Below are 21021 nucleotides of genomic sequence, written 5' to 3'. Positions count from 1 at the left end.
ATAATAATAATATTATTTTCTAAAAAATTTTTTTATTTTACTAACTATTTTTTTTTCTTTAAAACCTAACCTTTGTGACAAAGAACTTTCAGGAGCAGAATATGCAAATTCGTTTATTCCAATTGATAAATTTTCATATCCTATATATTTATACCAAAAATCAGATATTCCAGCCTCTATAGAGACTCTGTTTTTTATATATGCAGGCAATATTTTGTTTCTATATTTTATATCTTGAGAATCAAATACATTTGTGGATGGCATAGATACTAATCTAATTCTATATTTTTTATTATCATTCAAAATTTTACACACTTTGTATGCAAGATTTAACTCAGAACCACAAGAAATTATAATAAAATTTGGGTTATTAGAAAAATCTTTAATAATATATCCCCCTTTTAATATATTGCTAAGTACATTTTTGTTTTTAGATTTTACATAACACAAATTTTGTCTAGATAAAATTAATGCTGATGGACCTTTTGTTCTTTCTATCGCATGTTTCCATGCAGAAATAGTTTCTAGTTCATCACATGGTCTCCATACATTAAATCCAGGAATTATTCTCAAGCTAGATAACTGCTCTATTGGTTGATGAGTCGGCCCATCTTCTCCTAACCATACTGAATCATGTGTATAAACAAAAATTTGTTGTGTATTCATTAAAGATGACATTCTAACTGCATTTCTAGCATATTCCATAAATATTAAAAAAGTAGAAGTATAAGGTATAAATCCTCCATGATGGAAAATTCCATTTGCAATAGCAGTCATTCCAAACTCACGTACTCCATAATCTATATAGTTTCCATTCTTATAATCAGTAACTGGTCGAGATCCTGACCATTTAGTTAAATTACTCTCTGATAAATCTGCTGATCCCCCTAATAATTCTGGTATTTCTTTCCCTAAAACTTCAAGAGTATTTTTAGAAGCTTGTCTAGTAGAAATGTTAGAAATATTTTTAGAAACATTAAAAAAATGATTAGAAATAAGTTTAGAAAAATTTTTAGGAAGATGTTTATTAATTCTTCTTATGTATTCATTGTATAAACTAGGATATTCTATTTTATACTTAGAAACAATATTGTTCCAATCGTTTTCAAGTAATTTACCTTTTTTTGAAAAATTCCATTTACTATATATTTTATTTGGTATAATAAAATTATCATATTTCCAATTTAAATTTTTTTTAGTTAAACGAACTTCTTCTATTCCTAAAGGGCAACCATGAGATGCACTAGAATTCTCTTTATTCGGAGATCCAAAACCTATTTTAGTGTTACATATTATTAACACAGGTTTCTCTTTGTTAATTTTAGCCTCTTTTATAGACGCAATTATATCATTTCTATTATGACCATCTATATTTTCTATAACTCTCCAATTATATGACTCAAATCTTTTTTTTATGTCTTCAGTAAACCATCCTTTTACGTTACCATCTATAGAAATATTATTCTTATCATAAAAAACTATTAGCTTATTTAACTTAAGATGACCCGCTAAGGAACAAGACTCATGAGAAACTCCCTCCATAAGACATCCATCACCAACAAAAACCCAAGTATAATGATCTATTATTTTAAAATTTTTTCTATTAAAAGTATTACTTAAAATACTTTCTGATATAGCCATACCTACTGCGTTAGCCAACCCTTGACCTAAAGGACCCGTGGTAACCTCCACTCCAGGTGTTATATGTTTTTCTGGATGCCCAGGAGTTTTAGATCCCATTTGTCTAAACATTTTTATATCTTCTATAGATAAATCATAACCACTCAAATGCAATAAACTATATAATAACATCGATCCATGACCATTAGACAAAACAAACCTATCTCTATTATTCCAATTAGGATTAGTAGGACTATGTTTAAGAAACTTTCTCCATAATACTTCAGCAATATCAGCCATACCTAATGGCATTCCAGGATGTCCTGAATTTGCTTTTTGTATAGCATCTATACTTAATGCTCTAATTGCATTAGATAATAATCTAGTTTTCATAAAATTTCCTAAATATTTTGACATTTAAAATATATATTTTTATAAAATTCCATAACACAATCAAATATTTTTAATAATAATATTTTCTATCTTTTTCTGATCTATTCCAAACTGTCTTATTCCTTCAGACAATTTTTCTGATGCCATCGCATCTTCATTATGTTGAAATCTAAATTTTGATTCTGACATACTACTCTTACGAAACATAGTTTTCTCAGATAAGAATAACTTTCTTTCTACTTTTACTGAACTTGATTTCAATTTGTTTAACAAAACTGGTGATATTGTTAGATAATCACATCCAGACAATTCTAATATTTGTGAAGTATTTCTAAAACTTGCAGCCATAACGATAGTTTTATAAGAATATTTTTTATAAAAATTAAATATTTTTTTTACAGAAACTACACCAGGATCTTGACTTATATCTGTGTTATTAATAAGATTTTTATTTTTATACCAATCATATATTCTTCCTACAAAAGGTGATATTAAATATACTCCAGCTTCAGCACAAGCTTTAGCTTGAGAAAAAGAAAATAAAAGTGTTAAATTACAATTGATTTTTTCTTTTTCTAACTCTTTTGCTGCTTGTATTGCTTCCCAAGTAGATGCTAATTTTATTAATATTCTATTTTTTCTAACTCCATTTTCTTTATACATATTTATAATACTTTTAGCATGAGAAATACATAAATCTTTGTTAAAAGAAACTCTTGCATCTATTTCTGTAGAAACTCTACCTGGGATAATTTTTAAAATGTTTGTTCCTATATCTACAGATATTTTATTACTAGCTAAAGAAACTATTTCTTCAAAAGTTTTACAGAATTTTTTAGAATATTTTATAGATTTATGTATTAAATTTTTATAAAATGGAAGTTTTATTGAATTTAATATTAATGTAGGATTAGTAGTAGCATCCTGTGGAAGAAAATCTTTTATTAAACCTACATTTCCAGTATCTGCAACAACAATGCTATACTTCTTCAATTGTTCTAATTGATTCACAACTTTTATCTCCAAAATTCTATTTTATTATTATTATAAAATAAAAAAATTTATTTTAATTATATTACACAAAGAAATATAAAAAAAATATAATAATATTTTAAATCTTATATTAGTTTATAATATAAATTTTTTAATAACTATACTTACATTAGTGCCACCAAATCCGAAATTGTTAGACATAGCAACAAATATCTGTTTTTCAATTCTTTTTAAAACAATTTTATTTGATGAAAAATCTTTATCTAAATTTGTTATGTTTATAGATGGCGCAATAAATTTATTATCTATCATTAAAATAGTATAAATAATTTCATGTATGCCTGAAGCTCCTAGAGAATGTCCTGTCATAGACTTTGTGGAGGAAATATATGGTAAATTTTTTTTACCAAAAACTTGTACAATTGAACTATATTCATCTCTATCTCCTACTTTTGTAGATGTAGCGTGTGCATTTATATAATCTATTTTTTTTATTCCATGTAAAGCTAGTTTCATACATGTAGCAGATCTATTTACAGAAGGCAAAACCATATTCTTACCATTAGAAAAAGCAGCATAATTAAAAATTTCTGCATATATCTTAGCGTTTCTAGAAATAGCAAAATTAAGTTCTTCTAATACTACAAAACCAGCACCTCCAGAAATTACAAAACCATCTCTGTCTGAATCAAATGCTCTAGAAGATTCTTTTGGACAATTATTTTTATTTTTTGAAAGAACTCTCATAACGTCAAATCCACAAGCTAAATTAAAATTTATTTCTTCTGAACCTCCAGCAAAAACTATATCTTGTTTACCATATTTTATAAGGTCAAAAGCATTACATATACAATGAGAAGAAGTTGTACATGCTGAACTTATAGAATAAGTCGTACCATATATTTTAAAATATGTAGATAAACAAGCAGTAATATTTGATGGTAATGTTTTTATTAAAAAATATGGCCCTATTTTATTAGTTATTTTTATATCAGATAATATAAACGGAGCATAATAAGAATTACCAGATCCAGATATTAATCCAACTCTATAGTTTTTTTGATATACAGTTTTTTTTAACTTAGCATCATTAACTGCTTCTAAAAAAGAAAAATAAGCATATATAGCAGGCGTACTCATGAATTTAAAAATTTTTTTATTAACCTTACCTAAATTGCTAATGTTTATTCTTCCTACAACATGACTAGACATACCCAAACTAAGCATCTCTTTAGAGAAAGATATTCCAGACTTTCCTAGTTTCAACGAACTTAACACTTCTTTTATACTATTTCCTATACTAGAAATAATTCCAACACCAGTTATTACTACTCTTTTCATGATAAACTCTAAACAAAATAATTATAATATAAATATTATATAAAAATATACTAAATATCACTTAAATATAATAACGTTATTCTTTTGAAAATTATATAAAAAAATTTTGAAAAAAAATATTTAATATAAAAACTATAAATCACACACATTATGAAAAAAAAAACTAAAAGTTTAGGCATTTTATATATAGTATCTACGCCAATAGGTAATTTAAAAGACATTACATACAGAGCTATAGAAATATTAAAAACAGTAAATATAATAGCTGCTGAGAGTATAAATCATACTAAAAAATTGTTAAATTTTTATAAAATAAAAACTAAAATTACATCTTTTAATAAAGAAAATGAAAAGGCAAAAAGTTATATAATATTAAAAAAATTAATTATAAATGAAAATATTGCTATAGTTTCTAATTCTGGAACTCCATTAATAAACGATCCAGGAGAACTAATAGTAAAAATGTGTCATAAAAATAAAATAAAAGTTGTACCTATACCAGGTGCTTGCTCAGCAATAGCTGCTATTAGTAGTTCTGGAATAAGTACAAAAAAATTTTGTTACGAAGGATTTATACCTAGAAAAGAAAAAAAAATAGAAAATATGTTTTATAATTTATATTTAGAAAAAAGAACCATTATTCTATTAGAAACGTCTAAAAGAATACTTAAATCTTTAAATATAATAATGAAAATTTTTGGAAAAAATAGAAAAATAACTTTTATTAAAGAAGTAACTAAATTCTGGGAAACTATAAAAAAAACAAGAATAAATAAATTAATAAAATGGATAAAATTAGACAAAAAAAGATATAAAGGAGAAATTTTATTAATAATAGAAGGAAATACAAATTTACATCAAAAAGTTATTACATATAATATTCTTGAAACACATAAAATATTAAAAAAATTTTTAATGAATAGTAGCGCCATAATAGCTACATCTAAAATACATAATATAAATAAAAACTTATTGTACAAATATATCTTAAAAAATAAGATGACATAAAAATATATATATAATACATTTATATTGTTGAAGTTAGACATACAGTCGCTTTTAAATAAAATATGTTTATATATTTATAATATTTTTATTAAACATCTTTATAAAAGAGGAAAGTCCGGACTCTACACGGGTAAAGTGCCAGGTAACTCCTGGGGGGTGTAAACCCACGAACAGTGCAACAGAAAACAAACCTCCTAAAAAAATACAAAATTTTCGGAAAGGGTGAAAAGGCGTGGTAAAAGCACACCGCATAAATTGGTAACAAATTATGGTCAATGTAAACTCCACTTAGAGCAAGACCAAACAAGACTAAAAACCCGTATATGTTAATAGTCTGGGTAGGTTGCATGAATTAATAAGAAATTATTAATCTAGATGAATGACTGTTTAATACAGAATCCGGCTTATAGACTAACTTCAACAAAGTTTTTATTTTTTTTATATGTAAAAACAGATATAAAAACTATTTGCCAGAAATATTTACTTCAGATAAAAGAATAGATCCACATTTTATTTTATTAATTCTATTAAAATCATTAGACATATTTACAATTTTATAAAATATATCTTTTAAATTACCAGATATAGTAATTTCATCTATTGGATGCAATATCTCACCTCTTCGTATTAAAAAACCAGACACTCCTATAGAATAATCACCATTTACTACATTAAAACCATCTCCATATAATTCATTGACTAAAATTCCATTATACATATTTAACAATAAGTGTTTTAAACTAAAAAGTTTTGATAGACTTGAATAAATTATCCAATTATACGACCCCAAAGAATTTCCTGTAGATTTTAATCCCAATTTATTAGCATAATAATTATTTAAAATCCAAGTTTTTAAAATTCCGTTTTTCACGATATTTTTAGAAAATGTACTAAATCCATCAGAATCAAATATATGAGAACATAGCCCATATTTTAAATGCGGATCTTCTAATATATTTAACCATTTTGGAAAAATTCTTTTTCCTAAACTATTTTTTAAAAATGTAGATCTTTCATACACATTTTTTCCAGAAATAGCTTCAGATAAATATTCAAATAAAATATAACTTATTTCATTAGAAAAAATGACAGAAGACATACTAGTATATATCTTTTTAGGAGATATTTTGTATATAGCATTTTTAGCAGACATTTCTCCAATTTTTTTTATATTATCTAATTTACTAAATTTAGTAGAAACACTATAATAAGACCCGTTATACATTTTTTTTTTATATTGTGCTATAACACTAGACATTATAAAATAATAACTAGTAGAATATGAAGATATATCAAAATTACTATTACCAAAAATTATATTTGAAAAATTTTCATAAAAATTAATACCATCACTATTATAAATTCTATTATCAAATTTAAATGCAATATTTTCTATAGAAATAGTTGTGTTAATTATATCTTTCAGACTAATAATATTGATGTTACACAAATTCATTTTAATATTGTTTTGAAATATCATGTCTGCATAAACATTATTACAAAAATCTGAAGCAACATGTCTGGTAGCATATATTGCTTTATCTATAATTTTTTTTACCATACTAATATTTAAGCTATTAAAAGATGTTCTTACAAATTTATTGTTTTTTATAACATCAACATGTATTTTAATATTTTGTTTAGTTTCAGAAAGTTCTAAATTAGAATTTCTAATTAATACATTTCTAGAATTATCTTGTATAATATATATCTTCAAGTAATCTACTCTTTTTTTATAAATGTTTAAAATTTTTAAGATAAAGTTTTTCAATTCAGATTTTTCAAAAAAAATATTATAAATCATAGTAATAATAACCTTTTTATTTAATTATTTATAATTATAATAAAATTAATATATAGTATACTATATAAATAAAATGTTGATTAATATTCTAAAATATTTATTGGAAAAATTGTTATTAATATGAATATAAATAAGATATCCACAGGAAAAAAACCACCATATGATATTTTTGTGATAATAGAAATACCATCACATTCAAAACCCATAAAATATGAAATAAATAAAAATTGTGGAAATATATTTGTAGATAGATTTATTCCTGTTGCTATGTTTTATCCATATAATTATGGATATATAAATAATACCTTATCAAAAGATGGAGATTGTTTAGATTCTTTAGTAATAACTCCTTATCCTTTAATCACTAAATCTATAATTAGATGTACACCTATAGGAATTTTAAAGATGTTAGATGAATCAGGTCAAGATAATAAAATTATAAGTGTTCCTCATAAAAAAATTACAAAAGAATATAATAGAATTTTAGATATAAAAAATTTAGAAAAACATGTTACAGAAAAAATTGAAAATTTCTTTTTTAATTATAAAAAATTAGAAAAAAATAAATGGATTAAAATTATTGGATGGGGAAACAAAAAAGAAGCAGAAGAAGAAATACTAAAATCTATAAAAGCATATCAAAAAAAATAATCCATATAAAATAAAAAAAATATAAAAAAGTGAACATAATACATGTCTAGAATATGCAAAATTACTAAAAAAAAAACAATTTTTGGAAACAAAAGATCACACGCTATGAATGCAAGAAGACGAAAATTTAAACCTAACATCCAAAAATATAAGTTATGGGTTCCAATTATTAAAAGATTTGTAAGCATTAAGATCAGTACAAAAGGAATTAGAGAAATAAACAAAAAAGGTATAGATAAAGTATTCAAAAACTATTTTTAAAAAAAACAGAGAAAAACACAAATGGCAAAAAAATTAAGAAAAAAAATAAAATTATTGTCTACCTCTAACAATGGTCACTTTTATACAACAACGAAAAATAAAGTTAATAAACCAGAAAAATTACAACTAAAAAAATATGACCCTATAAAAAGAAAACATGTTTGGTATAAAGAACACAAAATAAAATAGTATATTTAAAAAACATTAAACGAATTGAAACATTCAATATTTAATCAAAGTAGTCAATTCGTTTAATAACTAACATAAAAAAATATATAACGTAAAAATTTTAATAAAAAATTGTATTTTTATTAAAATTATTAATTTTTTCAAACATATTTTTTAGAAATAAGTTAAAATTGTTTATGTTAATTGGCACGCAGAAATAAAAAATGAATAAACTTATTAATAATAACATAGGTAAAAAAATAGAAAAAACTGAAAATTGAGGAATAGTTCTATTTAATATAGCCATCATAATGTTTAATGCTAAAACAGGTATCATTATTGGAAAAACTATAATGACCCCTCTTAAAAACACTTTAGAAAAAAAATATAAAATTAAGAAAAATGCATTTTTAGAAAAATGTAAATTTTCTATTGGAATTAATGAAAAACTATTAAATATAGTATAAATTATCCAATAATGTCCATTTAGAGACAAAAATACCATTAAAAAAAAAATTTTTATGAAATAAGAAAATACAGAAGAGTTCCATTTTTGTGAAACGTCAAAAATTGTAGAAAATGATAAACCAATTTGTAAACTAATTATTTCTCCTACTATTACAGGAATTGAAAATACCATATATATTACAAATCCTAAAAAAAGCCCTATAAAAATTTGTTGAAATAAAATCAAAAAACCTTCATTAGAAAATAAATTTATATAAAAGTTTGTGGCGCTAACATTAATATAAAAAATACTTAAAAGCACAGAAATTAATATTTTAACTCTTTTATTTACAAAATTTTCACCAAAAATTGGCGTAAGGCTTATTATAGGTAATATCCTAGCTAGTGGAAAAATTATTTCGCGAAATATTTCAAAAAGTTTATATAAGTTTAAGTATATCATGTGTTTATAACAAGGGGTAAAATTTTAAATAAATTTTTAATGTAACTTACTATGGTACTAAGCATCCAAGGTCCAAGCAATATTAGAATACTTAAGATAGAAAATATTTTTGGAACAAATGATAAAGTTTGTTCGTTAATTTGTGTAACTGATTGCAGCATACTAATTACCAATCCTATAAACAATACTATTATTAATAGCGGCATAGATAATATTAAAATCATTTTTATAGCTTCACCAAGTAAACTATCAACAGCTTCTAAAGTCATATTTTTTTTCCTAATATATTTTTCTAAATACACGATTATGTATAAAAACTATTAACAAGAGAGCTAACTAACAACTTCCAACCGTCAGACAATACAAAAAGAATTAATTTGAATGGAAGAGATATACTAGATGGAGGCACCATCATCATACCTAAAGCCATCAATATACTAGATATTATAAGATCTATAACTATAAAGGGAATAAATATCATAAAACCTATTTGAAACGCCACTTTAAGTTCATTAGTTATAAATGCTGGCACTAATACATACATAGGTATATCATATTTATTTTTAAATTTAATATCTTGTTTTTTTGACAATTTGAGAAAAAATAACAAATCTGTTTTCTTAACTTGATGTAGCATAAACTTCTTGAAAGGAAAAATAGCATTGTTAATAGCAGTTTCTGCATTTACCTTTTTACTCACAAATGGTAAATAAGAATCTTTATATACTTTATTAAAAATTGGAGACATAATAAAAAAAGTTATAAACAAACTTAATCCAATTAATATTTGATTTGGAGGAGAATATGTCATTCCTAAAGCATTTCTTAACAAACTCAATACAATTATAATTCTAGTAAAACTAGTCATTAACAAAACAATAGCAGGCAAAAAACTCATAGAACTCATTATAATCAAAATATCTAAAGGCATAGAAATATCATTACTTTTATTAGAAAACAAATTGTTAATAGAATCTAAATTTAAAGCATATGCAGAAGTAGAAAGCAATGGAAAAAAAAATAATAAAATTTTACTATATTTCATTATAGTTACCACAATATTAAAATGTTATAAAATCTTAGTAAACAACGTCACTTTATAATATATAATCAAAAAATAAAAATGTTTTTAAAGAAAAATTATAAAAAATAAAAATAAAACATATATCAAAATATTTATTTTAATTTATTTACGTTGTTTAATATATTTACAATTCTGATTCCATAATTATTTTTAATAACAACTATTTCGCCTTTAGCAATTAAACACCCATTAGCCAGAATGTCCAACGGCTCACCTGCTAATTGATCTAATTGTAAAATTGATCCACACTTTATTGATAACAACTTTTTAGCTTTCATCTTTATTCTACCTAGTCTAACAGACATTTTTATTTTTATATCACCAACATAATTTATTCTATTGTCCAAGTCATCTTCTTCTACTGTGTTATCTAAAAAAACAGTTTGTTTTTTTTCATCTTTTTTTAATATACTATCGTTTTCTGAAACATACTTTTTAAATTTTTCTAATTGATTATTCATCTTATCACCACAAGTTAAATGTTTTAAGTATACAGATCTTTTCACTAAAACAGATATTCTATTTTTTAAAACAGTATTTTTACCTAAAAAAAATAATTTATCATCTATAAATATGTAAACATCTACCGGATTATATATTTTTATTACATCATTAATATTTAAATTATATAAACTATATAAATTAATAAAAAAAAATTGCAAAAAGGCAGACATCACAAAATTTATACTTTTAATAATATAAAAGTTCTTTTTGGAATAACTTTTTTCGCTTATTTTATTGTGATTTTGTACAACTATGTTATTTACATATTTTATAAAACTCCATGGAAAAAATATATTAAATAAATTACTATATTTTCCAGTAATACAGTTAAAACATACTCTAACAATAAAATTGTTTGAATAAAAAAAATTTTTATAAGATTTTTCAAAAAATTTCTTAGAATTATATGAAAATATTTTTAAATTAAAATTTTTTTCTAAATTATGTGACAAATTTTTAGTAAATATTTTTGTTATTTTATAATTAATAAAATTTTGACTATAAGAAATATTTTTAAAATCTTTATAATTTAAAAAATTATTTTTTCCACCAAAAAAAAATTCTAACATATTAAGTACAAAATCGTGAGAGTAAATAATGCTACCAAAACTTTTTATAGAAGAAATTTTAAAGCAATTAAAACTTATTAAAGAACCAATATTTTTAAAACATTTTTTATACGTTTCTATTTTAATACTTTTAACATCTATTTGTATTTTATAATTTAGCAAATTAGACAACTTTATACTTAAAGAATTCGAAAAGTCATTAAATGATTTTTCTAACAAAAACTTTTCTTTAAAATATATATTATTTAAATCTGCATATAAAATGTTAGAAAAATCAATCTCATTACTAATAAAATTTTTATCTATATTAAAATTTTTTCTGCAGGTAATATCACGAATTTTTTTCAAAATTTTGTTAACATGTATAAAATTGTTGTAATATTTATCCATAACAGTTTCCTTAAAAACATAAAATTCTATAATTCTAAAAACAGATTTATACAATAGTATAAATACAATTTTTTTTATTTAAAAAAAACGCCTGAATTGATTCTTCATTATTAAACTCAATTATATTCATAGTTTTATTATATACTTTATTTAATAAATATGATTTAAAAAATTTTAGAATATTAACATTTTTTTCTTTATCTACAAACTTTTTAAATATGTTGTTATATTTTTTGTTGATTTTATCAAGCTCCATTTTCTTTTGTAAAAAACCATGTTTTAAAAAACACAAAAAATTATTAAAAATTTTTGTTTCTAACACACTCATGCCATATGCAACTTGTTTATCATATTTCCTAAAATAAACATTTTTATATTTGCTCAATATATTTAAATCTAGTTTATTACGTTTTTTTAAACTAAGTGTATTTAAAAATTTTTTATAAAAAATATTCATTTTAATTTTTTTTAAAAGTATTAACAAATTTACTAACTTTATCTTTTTTTTCATAGTTATTATTAACCTATCTATTTTATTAAATTGTTTAATTCTAAATAAGAACTTTCAAAGTTGTGAGACACATCTATATCCTGCTGCAAAAATTTTTCTATTTTAGGCCATAAATTTACAGCATTGTCTAAAATTTTGTCATTTCCTTTTACATATGCTCCTAAACTTATTAAATCTTTATTATTTTTATATGTAGATATTAGCTGTTTTAAATAAATTACTTTTTTGTAATGTTCTTTACTAACTAAATTATACATTATTCTACTTATAGAAGTTTCCATATCAATTGCAGGATAATGCCCAGAATCAGCATAACTTTTAGACAACATAATATGACCATCTAATACAGATTTCGCTAAATCAGAAATTGGATCTAAATTTTCATTACTTTCTATTAAAACAGTATAAAAACCAGTTATAGAGCAATTTTTTTTTTCATTATTACCCGATCTTTCTATAAAAAATGGAAGTTTTGAAAATATAGAAGTAGGATATCCTCTTATAACAGGCATTTCGCCCATAGAAATAGATATTTCTCTTTCAGCCATAGCATATCTAGTTAATGAATCTAAAATAAATAAAACATTACGACCTTTTTTTCTAAAATATTCTGCTATACTGATAGAATAAAGAGCGCCTTGAACCTTTAATAAAGGAGAGTTATTTGCAGGCGATACTACTACTATAGATTTATTAAAATTATGTGCAATTTTTATGTTTTCTACAAATTCTGAAATTTCTCTGCTTCTTTCCCCAATTAATCCTATAACAAAAATGTCCGAATTTGAATTTTTAGCCATCATACTTAATAATACACTTTTACCTACCCCGGAGCTAGCAAACAACCCTATTCTTTGCCCCATACCTATAGTTAAAGCAGCATTAATAGCTCTTATTCCTGTATCTAATATTTTAGTAACTGGCACTTTTTTTAAAGGATTTATTTTGCTGCAATATGTAGAAGTAAACTGATTACATTTTACTTTTCCTAATCCGTCTAAAGGGCTTCCATAACTATCAACTACTCTCCCTAATAAATTATTTCCTATAGGAAGAGTTTTTCTTTTACGTTTTCCGAATTTGTCAACTTTTGGAAACACTCTTAACCCAGGAGAAATTCCTCTACATTCTTCAAACAACATTATAAACACATTTTTATTTTTAAATCCTACAACTTCTGCTTCCACTAACAACATTGTATTATTATAAATAACCTCTATTATACAAATATCTCCAATAGATAATATTAAACCTGAAACTTCTAAAAGGAGACCAACAAAACTAACTAAACGCCCATAATTTACTACACCAGAAAAACTACATATTTTTTTATCTAAAAAATTTATATTTTTTAACCAATTTTTTAAATTTGTAGTCATATATTTTTCTCAAACAAAAATATTCTATATAAATTATCCCAAGTGTCTGAATTAGTGAAATCTATATTCATTTCTGAAGAAAATATTTTACATTCTCCAGAAGCAATCTTATTATCTGAAATAAGAGTCCAATTGTTAAATTTGAAACAATTTCTAAAACTTTTTTTAATAATACTAAAATCTGTAGGATTTACTAAAAAGTTTAAATTTTTTAAAAAAAATAACTCTTTACGTAAACTTTTTTTCACAATCTGTATTAATCTATTAGTATTATTACTAAAAAATTTGTTATTTCTTTTTAGAACACTAAATAACACTTTTACTATTTTAATAGAAACATACGAATCTATAGATTCAATAGATTTACTGAGATTCAAAAAAATTTTTTCTATCTTTTTTTTACTATCGTTTATTTCTTTTTTAAATAAATTGAATTGTTTATATCCTAAATCATACCCAACTTTTTTTCCACTTTTAAAACCTTTATCATAACTAATTTTTTCTATTATTAATCTTTCACTTTCTAAATATGAATTTCTAGACAAGTCTGTAACATTTTTTTTTTTAACTATTGTATTATTTTTTTCTGTGTTAATAGAATCAGCATTCCATTTTTTCCACTGTTTAGAATTAAGTAATTTATACATAAATTTTTTCCAAGTCTTTTAAAATTAATACATCTTTTTTTAACAATAGTTGTAATGTTTTCAAAATCTTATCTTTACTACATTTTATACTAATCGGAGAAGATGAAAAATTCTCTTTTTGAAACATATGAAAAAAATAATTTAATTGTTTTTTAGACATGTTCATTAAAAAAATTTTTTTAAACTTTTCTGACAAATCTAACATAGAAATATATAAAACCTTTTTATCAACATATTTTAATAAAATAGATATACTACAATTTTTTAAAAAAAATATGTCTTCAAAAGAAAACATTAAACATATAATTTCTTTTTTTATATTAGAATTATTTTTAAAAAAGTTTTTTAAAATATAAACTTTATCTTTTTTAGTAAACAGTTTAAACACGTTAATTGCTTTATCAAAAGTATTTAATTTATGTGATTTTTCTTTTTTAAAAACATCGTTTATTATCTTAAAAAATTCGTTTTTAGAAAATTGATTCATACTTTGTATTTCAAACATTCTTCTTAGAATTTCATTTCTATCTTTTTTGTTAAAAAAAGATAAAATTTTCATAGACTTTCTATGATCTACATATTTTAAAAACGCAGCTATTATCTGCGGATGTTCTCCTCTCAAAACTATATAACAATTTTTAGAACTATTTAAATTTACTCTTTTTACATTTTTTAAAAAAACTTTCTTAGTATTAATCTCATTAATAAAGTAATATCTTTCTTTTTTATTAAAAAATTTAGAAAGAATAATATTAAAATAATTTTTAAAACTATCTTTCTTTCTCAAAATTTCGTTCTTATAACACTTTTTGTAACTTTCTATTGCTGAATCTATATTTTCTTTAGATAAAATTGAAGGATCAGACAATTTACATATTATTTTATTTTTCTCTGTTTTAGTTAAAAATTTTAATATTTTAATACTCTTTTTAATACCTAAATAAAATAACAAACATGCACTTTTTGTATAACCATTAATACTATTATTCATTTTTTATTTATCCAATTTCGAATAATTTTTGCTATAAATGAAGATTTTTTTTCAAAAATATTTTTATGTGTTTTTTTTGGCTTTATAATAGGCAATAAACTAGACTCTTTTTTTACTTTCTTCTCGTCTTTTTTTACTTTTAACTTATTTTTTCTAATATATATTTTATCATTTTTATTTATTACTTTATTTTTAAAAAATATAAAAAAAAATATTTTTTTAAACAAAAGTTCATATAAAATTATGAACATAACTACTATAATTGGAATTAAATAATATCTTTTTTGAAAAACTAAATTTCTATCTGTATCTGTTAAAATTACGTTATGTTTCTTTATTTCCGGGGATCTATAAAACATAGAATTAACTAAATTAACTGTATCTCCTCTATTTTCAGAAAATCCAATTGAATTTTTTATTAAATCTTTTATTTTTTCTATATTTGCACTGCTCAATGGAACAAAATTTCCTTTAGAATCTTTTACATAATTTATTACTATACCTGCAGAAATTTTTTTTAAATTTCCTATATTAACTTTTGTGTTTATAACGTCATGATCTACTTCATAATTAGTCGTATTGTCAAAATTATAACTTTTATTACCTATAATATTAGGGTTATAATTATGTGTATTAATACTATTTGTATTGCTAGGATCTATAATAGATTTATTATTATTAAATATGTTATGTTGTTTCTTATCATTTTTTGATAAATTTTTTACACCATCTTGTATATTAACATCTTCTTTTATACTATTTTTATTATGTACATAGTTATCATTAGAATTATTTAAATCTTTACTGTAAGAACTCTGTTTAGATCTAATAGCTTGGTCCAATTTATTAGAATTAGGTTTATATTTTTCTTCTACTTTTTCTTTTTTGTCAAAATCTATTTGTGCTGTAACTTGTGCATATACATTATCTATTCCAAATAGAGGAACTAAAATCTCTTCAATTTTTCTTTTATATTTCTTTTCTATATTATTTATATAAACGAGTTTACTATCATTGTATGTATCCATATCCATAGACTGATTCAAAAAATTTCCATACTGATCTACGATAGTTATATTATTATATTTTAATCCAGAAACACTTTTAGACACTAAATTTAAAATAGCATTTATTTTATTTATATCTAATTTTTTTCCAAATTTCAATGTTAATAAAACAGATGCAGTAGACTCTATATCATCGTTAAAAAAAACAGATTTAGAATGCATGACTAAATGTACTGTAGCATTCTTTATAGAATCTATTTTCATAATTGTTTTCGATAATTCACCCTCTAAAGCCCGTTGATAATTTATCTTTTCACGAAACTGGCTTTCACCAAATTTTTCTTTATCTAAAATTTCAAATCCATCTATATTATCTTTTGGAATTCCTTTCTCTGACAAATGCATTCTAACTTGATAAACTAATTTTTTAGGTATTTTAATTTTATTTTTTGAATCATTTATTTTATAAGGAATGTTCATACTAGACAACTCAAAAATAACTAAACTTTTATCTTCATTAGATAAATTATTATATAAAGTACAATAATTTGTTGATTTATACAAAAAAAGAATAGAAAAAATTAATGTTATAGACGCTGATAACAGTATTAAACATAAAATAATATTTTTTTTAACAATATTAAAAATATTATTGAAAATCTTGTTTTCATTTACATTTTTTTCAAATGACAATTTTCTATTCATAAAACTGTTCTCATGTTATAAAAAAATAAAATATATTTATTAAAATATTTTAAAATAAAATATGATATAATAAAAATTAAATTTAATTTATTTAATACTCTTACAAAAATATGTTAATAAATGAATCTAAGATTATAACAAAATTTAATGAATTAAGTAATAAAATAAATATTAAAAAATATGTTCCAAAAAATAACTTTTATAAATTGTTTAACTGTTCCAAAAAAGAAATTGGACAATTTAAAGAACTTGCAAAATATAAAAAAGAAAACTTTATAGATAGTAAAATGATGAATAGAAAATCAGTAAGTGATTTAATGTTAGATGCAGAAAAATCAACATTGTCTTTAGAAATAGCTGTAAAAATAAAAAATAAAATAATATCTGCATATCAAGAAATTATGAACATGCAAATATAAAAATTTGTATTTCACTTCACAAAACTAATATTACATGAAAAATAAAATATTTTTTCATGTAATATTAAAAAAATAAAAAAAACTATATAAATTGTTTTTTTAAATATAAAATATACATTTTAATGTTAAAAAGAGTTTTATGTTTACCAAATAAATAAATTATTTTACTAATACTAGGAGAAACTATATCACCTGTAAAAATTATTCTTAATGGTTCAATTATATTCTTTAAAGATAATTTGTTTAATTTTGACATTAATAATATAGAATTCCAAATATGTGAAGATTTCCAAGAATCTATTTTTTTAAAATGCAAATATATAATGTTTAAAGTTACTAAATAAAATTTAGAAAAAAATTTTTTTATAAAAATCTTCTTAAAATTTAAATTATTGTCATACAAATAACGACAAGAAATAGCCATATTTCTTAAAGAATTACATCTATCTTTAAAAATTTGAAAAACTTCTTCAATTCTAGGCCCGTTTTTAATATCTATGTTTTCTTTACTGATATAATATTTAAACAAGGATATTAAATTTTTTGTAGGTAAATTATTTATATAATATTTATTTAACCATAATAATTTTTTTTTATCAAAAATACTAGAAGATTTACTAACATTTTTAAAAGAAAATAAATTTTTCATTTGTTCTAAACTAAATATTTCTTGATCTCCATGAGACCATCCTAATCTGACTAAATAGTTTAATATGGCCTCTGGTAAAAATCCTTCTTTAAAATATTCAATAACATTAAAATTACTATTTTTTTTAGAAATTTTTTTATAATCTATGTCTAATAAAATAGGCAAATGAGCATATTTTGGGTGGGGGACGTTTAAAGCAGAAAATATATTTATCTGCTTAGGTGTATTACTTATATGATCTTCTCCGCGTATTACATGTGTTATTTTCATATCTAAATCATCTACTACTACACAAAAATTGTAAGTTGGTATTCCATTTCTTCTTCTAATTATAAAATCATCTATTTCACTATTTTTGAATTTTATTATACCCCTTATTTCATCATAAAATTTTACATATCCATTAAGAGGATTTTTAAATCTAACCACAAAAGATTTCTTAGTAGTATAAATGTTATTTTCCAAATTTCTACATTTTCTATTATATCTAGTATTTTTACTATGTAATATTTGTATATTCTTTTTATTTTTTAAAGTATCTTCTGAACAGTAACATTTATATGCTGTTCCAGACTGTAACATCATATCTATTATACTATTATAAAAGTTAAGTCTCTTACTTTGAAAATACACTTTCTCATTCCAATGTAATTTCAGCCATTTCATAACTTTAATAATATTGTCTACTGAACCAGTGATATTCCTACATACGTCTGTATCTTCAATTCTTAAAATAAAACTTCCTTTATATTTATTAGCAAACAACCAAGAAAATAATGCAGTTCTTATGTTACCAAAATGTAAATTTCCTGTAGGGCTAGGCGCAAATCTAGTTTTAATTTTCATAAACCACTTCTTAAATATATATTAGATGTAAATAAGTTAAAAAAATATATGTAAAAATATCAACAAAAATATTGACTAGTTAATATTAAATATTATACTAATAAAATTAGTAGTAAATTTTTATAGGTGATTAGCTCAGTTGGTAGAGTGCCTCCTTTACACGGAGGAAGTCGTCGGTTCGAATCCGGCATCACCTAAAATTTTATTTTATAATATTTTATGGGTTGTTAGCTCAGTTGGTAGAGCAGTTGACTTTTAATCAATTGGTCGCAGGTTCAAATCCTGCACAGCCCAAAAAAATGTATTAAAAAATAATTTTTAATATCTTAGACAATTTTTTTATATATTTAATATTGTTTTTTGATTTAAAAAAAAACATTAAATTATTAGCATTTTTTTTACCTATTTTTTTTATTTTTAAAAAATCAACATAATCAGAATGTATTAACTCTTCAATAGAACTAAAATGTTTAGAGATATTTTTTGATAATAATAAACCAATTTCTGGAATTCCTAAAGCGTATATAAAGTTTGCAAAATATACTTTTTTAGAGTTATTTAATCTATTGATTATATTATTAGCAGATTTTTCATTAATATTTTCTATTTGACACAATGTTTTTTTATTTAAACTAAAAATATCTAACGGACTATTTACAATTCCTTTAAAAACAAGTTTTTTTATAATTTTAGGTCCAATTCCTCTAATATTTAATGCATTTTTAGAGAAAAAATGTAATATTAGTTTTTCTTTTTGCGGGGCGCAAAATACTCTATTCAAGCATCTGTATAATTTATTACAATTGTTTAAAAATAATTTTGATTTACAACTAGGACAATTCACCGGTAATAATATATTTTTTTTAAAATACGTTTTAGTTGAATTAATAACTCTAACAATTTTAGGTATTACATTTCCGGATCTTTTAACAAGTACATGAGAACCTATTTTTATGCCTAGTCTTTTCATTTGATTAATATTATATAAAGAAACATTTTTTACTACTACACCAGAAAAATTAATTGGGTTTAAAGATGCTACAGGTGTTAATATACCTGTTCTACCTATTTCAAATGTTATTTTCAAAACTTTTGTAATTAAATTTTCTGTATCAAATTTAATAGCTATTGCCCATTTTGGAAATTTATTGTTATAACCAAGTTGTTTTTGAAGATTTATAGAATCTGTCTTTATAACTATTCCATCTGTTTCAAAATTTATTTTATTTTTCATTAAAAAACTTTTTTTAAAAAAATTTAAAATCTTTTTCTTATTTTTATGCAAAACATTATATTTATTTATAGAAAATCCAAAAGACTTCATCTTTTGTAACATTTTATAATGACTTACAAAACAGTTATTAGGAATTGCAAAACCATATCCATACACACAAAAAAATAATCTTCTAACAAATTTAGAAGTTTTACAAATATTTGTCCTTCTTAAGGTTCCAGAAACAATGTTTCTTATGTTAGAAAAAATTTTTTTTGTTTTTCTTTTTAAACTATTGTTTAAGCTGTTAAAATCAGATTTCAACATGAAAACTTCTCCTCTGACTTCTAATACTTCTGGAACATTTTCTCCTAATAATATGTTAGGCACATTTTTTATAATGTTTAAATTATGAGTAACATCTTCTCCAGAATATCCATCACCTCTAGTTAAAGCATGAACAAGTTTGCCATATTTATACAATATACTTAATGCAACACCATCAATTTTAAGTTCACAACACAATTTTAAATTATTTTCACTGTTATTTTTCTTAACAAAACTGTAAAAATTATAAAAATTGTTTATATTATACACACTTTCTAAAGATAACATAGGAAAAATATGATTTCGTATCTTAAGTTCATTAGAAAAGTTTTTTCCTATTTTTTTAGTTGGAGAATTACTAGAATCATGTTTATAATATTTTTTTTCCAATATAGTTAATTCTTCAATTAATTTATCATATTCTTGATCTGATATTATTGAAATATTTAATACATTATAAAAATATTCATATAACTCTATTTTATTTCTAAGACTTTTAATTATATCTTTAATACAATTCATAAATTTATATTACTATATAATGATTAAATATCAATTTTTACATATTTCACTAAATAAAGTAAAATTTTAAAATTAAAAAATATTCTATAAAAGTATAATTTTTTTAATT

Annotated in this window: 20 protein-coding genes, 2 tRNA genes and 1 other RNA gene; 8 read left to right on the top strand and 15 right to left on the bottom strand. The window is 22.0% G+C overall.

Annotation, left to right across the window (positions count from 1 at the left end):
- Positions 1–12: 12 nt before the first annotated feature.
- The 3 genes from tkt to RJI84_RS00355 all read right to left on the bottom strand — a co-directional run bounded on the left by tkt (position 13) and on the right by RJI84_RS00355 (position 4347).
- Positions 13–2037: a transketolase gene (tkt, locus tag RJI84_RS00365; protein ID WP_428994303.1), complete on the bottom strand. Its 2025-nt coding sequence runs from the start codon at positions 2035–2037 to the stop codon at positions 13–15.
- A gap of 36 nt (positions 2038–2073) precedes the next feature.
- Entirely contained in the window at positions 2074–3024 is a 951-nt protein-coding gene (tal, locus tag RJI84_RS00360) for a transaldolase (RefSeq protein ID WP_343189150.1), read from the bottom strand.
- 117 nt (positions 3025–3141) lie between these two features.
- The gene (locus RJI84_RS00355) at positions 3142–4347 is read right to left on the bottom strand and encodes a beta-ketoacyl synthase N-terminal-like domain-containing protein (protein ID WP_343189149.1); all 1206 of its coding nucleotides are present in this window, start codon (positions 4345–4347) and stop codon (positions 3142–3144) included.
- 150 nt (positions 4348–4497) lie between these two features.
- Between RJI84_RS00355 and rsmI the strand changes: the two genes are divergently transcribed.
- Together rsmI and rnpB are read left to right on the top strand one after the other, a co-directional pair.
- The gene (gene rsmI, locus RJI84_RS00350) at positions 4498–5355 is read left to right on the top strand and encodes a 16S rRNA (cytidine(1402)-2'-O)-methyltransferase (RefSeq protein ID WP_343189148.1); all 858 of its coding nucleotides are present in this window, start codon (positions 4498–4500) and stop codon (positions 5353–5355) included.
- Between the two features lie 29 nt (positions 5356–5384).
- An RNA gene (gene rnpB, locus RJI84_RS00345) (RNase P RNA component class A) lies at positions 5385–5778 on the top strand.
- A 40-nt stretch (positions 5779–5818) separates the two neighbouring features.
- On the opposite strand, the gene RJI84_RS00340 is transcribed toward rnpB, so the two are convergent.
- The gene (locus RJI84_RS00340; protein WP_343189147.1) at positions 5819–7159 is read right to left on the bottom strand and encodes a metallopeptidase TldD-related protein; all 1341 of its coding nucleotides are present in this window, start codon (positions 7157–7159) and stop codon (positions 5819–5821) included.
- A gap of 120 nt (positions 7160–7279) precedes the next feature.
- Here RJI84_RS00340 and ppa point away from each other — a divergent pair, with 120 nt between their 5' ends.
- Genes ppa through rpmG form a run of 3 tightly spaced genes read left to right on the top strand, consistent with a single transcriptional unit; the run spans position 7280 to position 8260 of the window.
- Positions 7280–7810, top strand: coding sequence for an inorganic diphosphatase (ppa, locus tag RJI84_RS00335; protein ID WP_343189146.1), 531 nt, complete (start codon positions 7280–7282; stop codon positions 7808–7810).
- Positions 7811–7852: 42 nt separating this feature from the next.
- Positions 7853–8071: a 50S ribosomal protein L28 gene (gene rpmB, locus RJI84_RS00330; protein WP_343189145.1), complete on the top strand. Its 219-nt coding sequence runs from the start codon at positions 7853–7855 to the stop codon at positions 8069–8071.
- A gap of 21 nt (positions 8072–8092) precedes the next feature.
- On the top strand, positions 8093–8260 hold the full coding sequence (rpmG, locus tag RJI84_RS00325) for a 50S ribosomal protein L33 (RefSeq protein ID WP_343189144.1): 168 nt from the start codon (positions 8093–8095) through the stop codon (positions 8258–8260).
- Between the two features lie 100 nt (positions 8261–8360).
- On the opposite strand, the gene fliR is transcribed toward rpmG, so the two are convergent.
- The 9 genes from fliR to fliF all read right to left on the bottom strand — a co-directional run bounded on the left by fliR (position 8361) and on the right by fliF (position 16936).
- Positions 8361–9149, bottom strand: a complete 789-nt coding sequence (gene fliR / locus RJI84_RS00320; protein ID WP_343189143.1) for a flagellar biosynthetic protein FliR — start codon at positions 9147–9149, stop codon at positions 8361–8363.
- Positions 9146–9418, bottom strand: a complete 273-nt coding sequence (fliQ, locus tag RJI84_RS00315; protein ID WP_343189142.1) for a flagellar biosynthesis protein FliQ — start codon at positions 9416–9418, stop codon at positions 9146–9148. The genes fliR and fliQ overlap by 4 nt, the downstream gene beginning before the upstream one ends.
- 35 nt (positions 9419–9453) lie before the next feature.
- The gene (fliP, locus tag RJI84_RS00310; protein ID WP_343189141.1) at positions 9454–10194 is read right to left on the bottom strand and encodes a flagellar type III secretion system pore protein FliP; all 741 of its coding nucleotides are present in this window, start codon (positions 10192–10194) and stop codon (positions 9454–9456) included.
- 131 nt (positions 10195–10325) lie between these two features.
- A complete protein-coding gene (locus RJI84_RS00305; RefSeq protein WP_343189140.1) occupies positions 10326–11696 on the bottom strand; it encodes a FliM/FliN family flagellar motor switch protein in 1371 nt (456 codons plus the stop codon).
- Between the two features lie 46 nt (positions 11697–11742).
- Positions 11743–12207: a hypothetical protein gene (locus RJI84_RS00300; protein WP_343189139.1), complete on the bottom strand. Its 465-nt coding sequence runs from the start codon at positions 12205–12207 to the stop codon at positions 11743–11745.
- A gap of 17 nt (positions 12208–12224) precedes the next feature.
- Positions 12225–13586, bottom strand: coding sequence for a FliI/YscN family ATPase (locus RJI84_RS00295; protein ID WP_343189138.1), 1362 nt, complete (start codon positions 13584–13586; stop codon positions 12225–12227).
- The gene (locus tag RJI84_RS00290) at positions 13583–14233 is read right to left on the bottom strand and encodes a FliH/SctL family protein (RefSeq protein ID WP_343189137.1); all 651 of its coding nucleotides are present in this window, start codon (positions 14231–14233) and stop codon (positions 13583–13585) included. The genes RJI84_RS00295 and RJI84_RS00290 overlap by 4 nt, the downstream gene beginning before the upstream one ends.
- Positions 14226–15224, bottom strand: a complete 999-nt coding sequence (locus RJI84_RS00285) for a FliG C-terminal domain-containing protein (RefSeq protein WP_343189136.1) — start codon at positions 15222–15224, stop codon at positions 14226–14228. Before RJI84_RS00285 ends, RJI84_RS00290 begins: the two co-directional genes overlap by 8 nt.
- Positions 15221–16936 (bottom strand): flagellar basal-body MS-ring/collar protein FliF, encoded by a 1716-nt coding sequence (fliF, locus tag RJI84_RS00280; RefSeq protein ID WP_343189135.1) that lies wholly within the window; start codon positions 16934–16936, stop codon positions 15221–15223. The genes RJI84_RS00285 and fliF overlap by 4 nt, the downstream gene beginning before the upstream one ends.
- A gap of 110 nt (positions 16937–17046) precedes the next feature.
- Here fliF and RJI84_RS00275 point away from each other — a divergent pair, with 110 nt between their 5' ends.
- Complete coding sequence (locus tag RJI84_RS00275; protein ID WP_343189134.1) at positions 17047–17355, top strand: flagellar hook-basal body complex protein FliE; 309 nt, start codon at positions 17047–17049, stop codon at positions 17353–17355.
- An 82-nt stretch (positions 17356–17437) separates the two neighbouring features.
- Here the strand turns inward: RJI84_RS00275 and gltX are convergent, their stop codons facing one another.
- Positions 17438–18850 carry a glutamate--tRNA ligase gene (gltX, locus tag RJI84_RS00270; RefSeq protein WP_343189133.1) on the bottom strand — a complete coding sequence of 471 codons (1413 nt, stop codon included), beginning with the start codon at positions 18848–18850 and terminating at the stop codon, positions 17438–17440.
- Between the two features lie 124 nt (positions 18851–18974).
- On the opposite strand from gltX, the gene RJI84_RS00265 reads away from it, so the two are divergent.
- Positions 18975–19047 (top strand) — tRNA-Val (locus tag RJI84_RS00265).
- Positions 19048–19071: 24 nt separating this feature from the next.
- Positions 19072–19144, top strand: a tRNA-Lys gene (locus tag RJI84_RS00260).
- A gap of 10 nt (positions 19145–19154) precedes the next feature.
- On the opposite strand, the gene ligA is transcribed toward RJI84_RS00260, so the two are convergent.
- Positions 19155–20912, bottom strand: coding sequence for an NAD-dependent DNA ligase LigA (gene ligA / locus RJI84_RS00255; RefSeq protein WP_343189132.1), 1758 nt, complete (start codon positions 20910–20912; stop codon positions 19155–19157).
- Positions 20913–21021 lie beyond the last annotated feature (109 nt).

The sequence above is a fragment of the Buchnera aphidicola (Chaitoregma tattakana) genome (assembly GCF_039370165.1).
Classification (GTDB): domain Bacteria; phylum Pseudomonadota; class Gammaproteobacteria; order Enterobacterales; family Enterobacteriaceae; genus Buchnera_G; species Buchnera_G aphidicola_F.
Note: the sequence above shows the minus strand (reverse complement) of the source record. Positions and strands in the feature narration are given on the sequence as shown.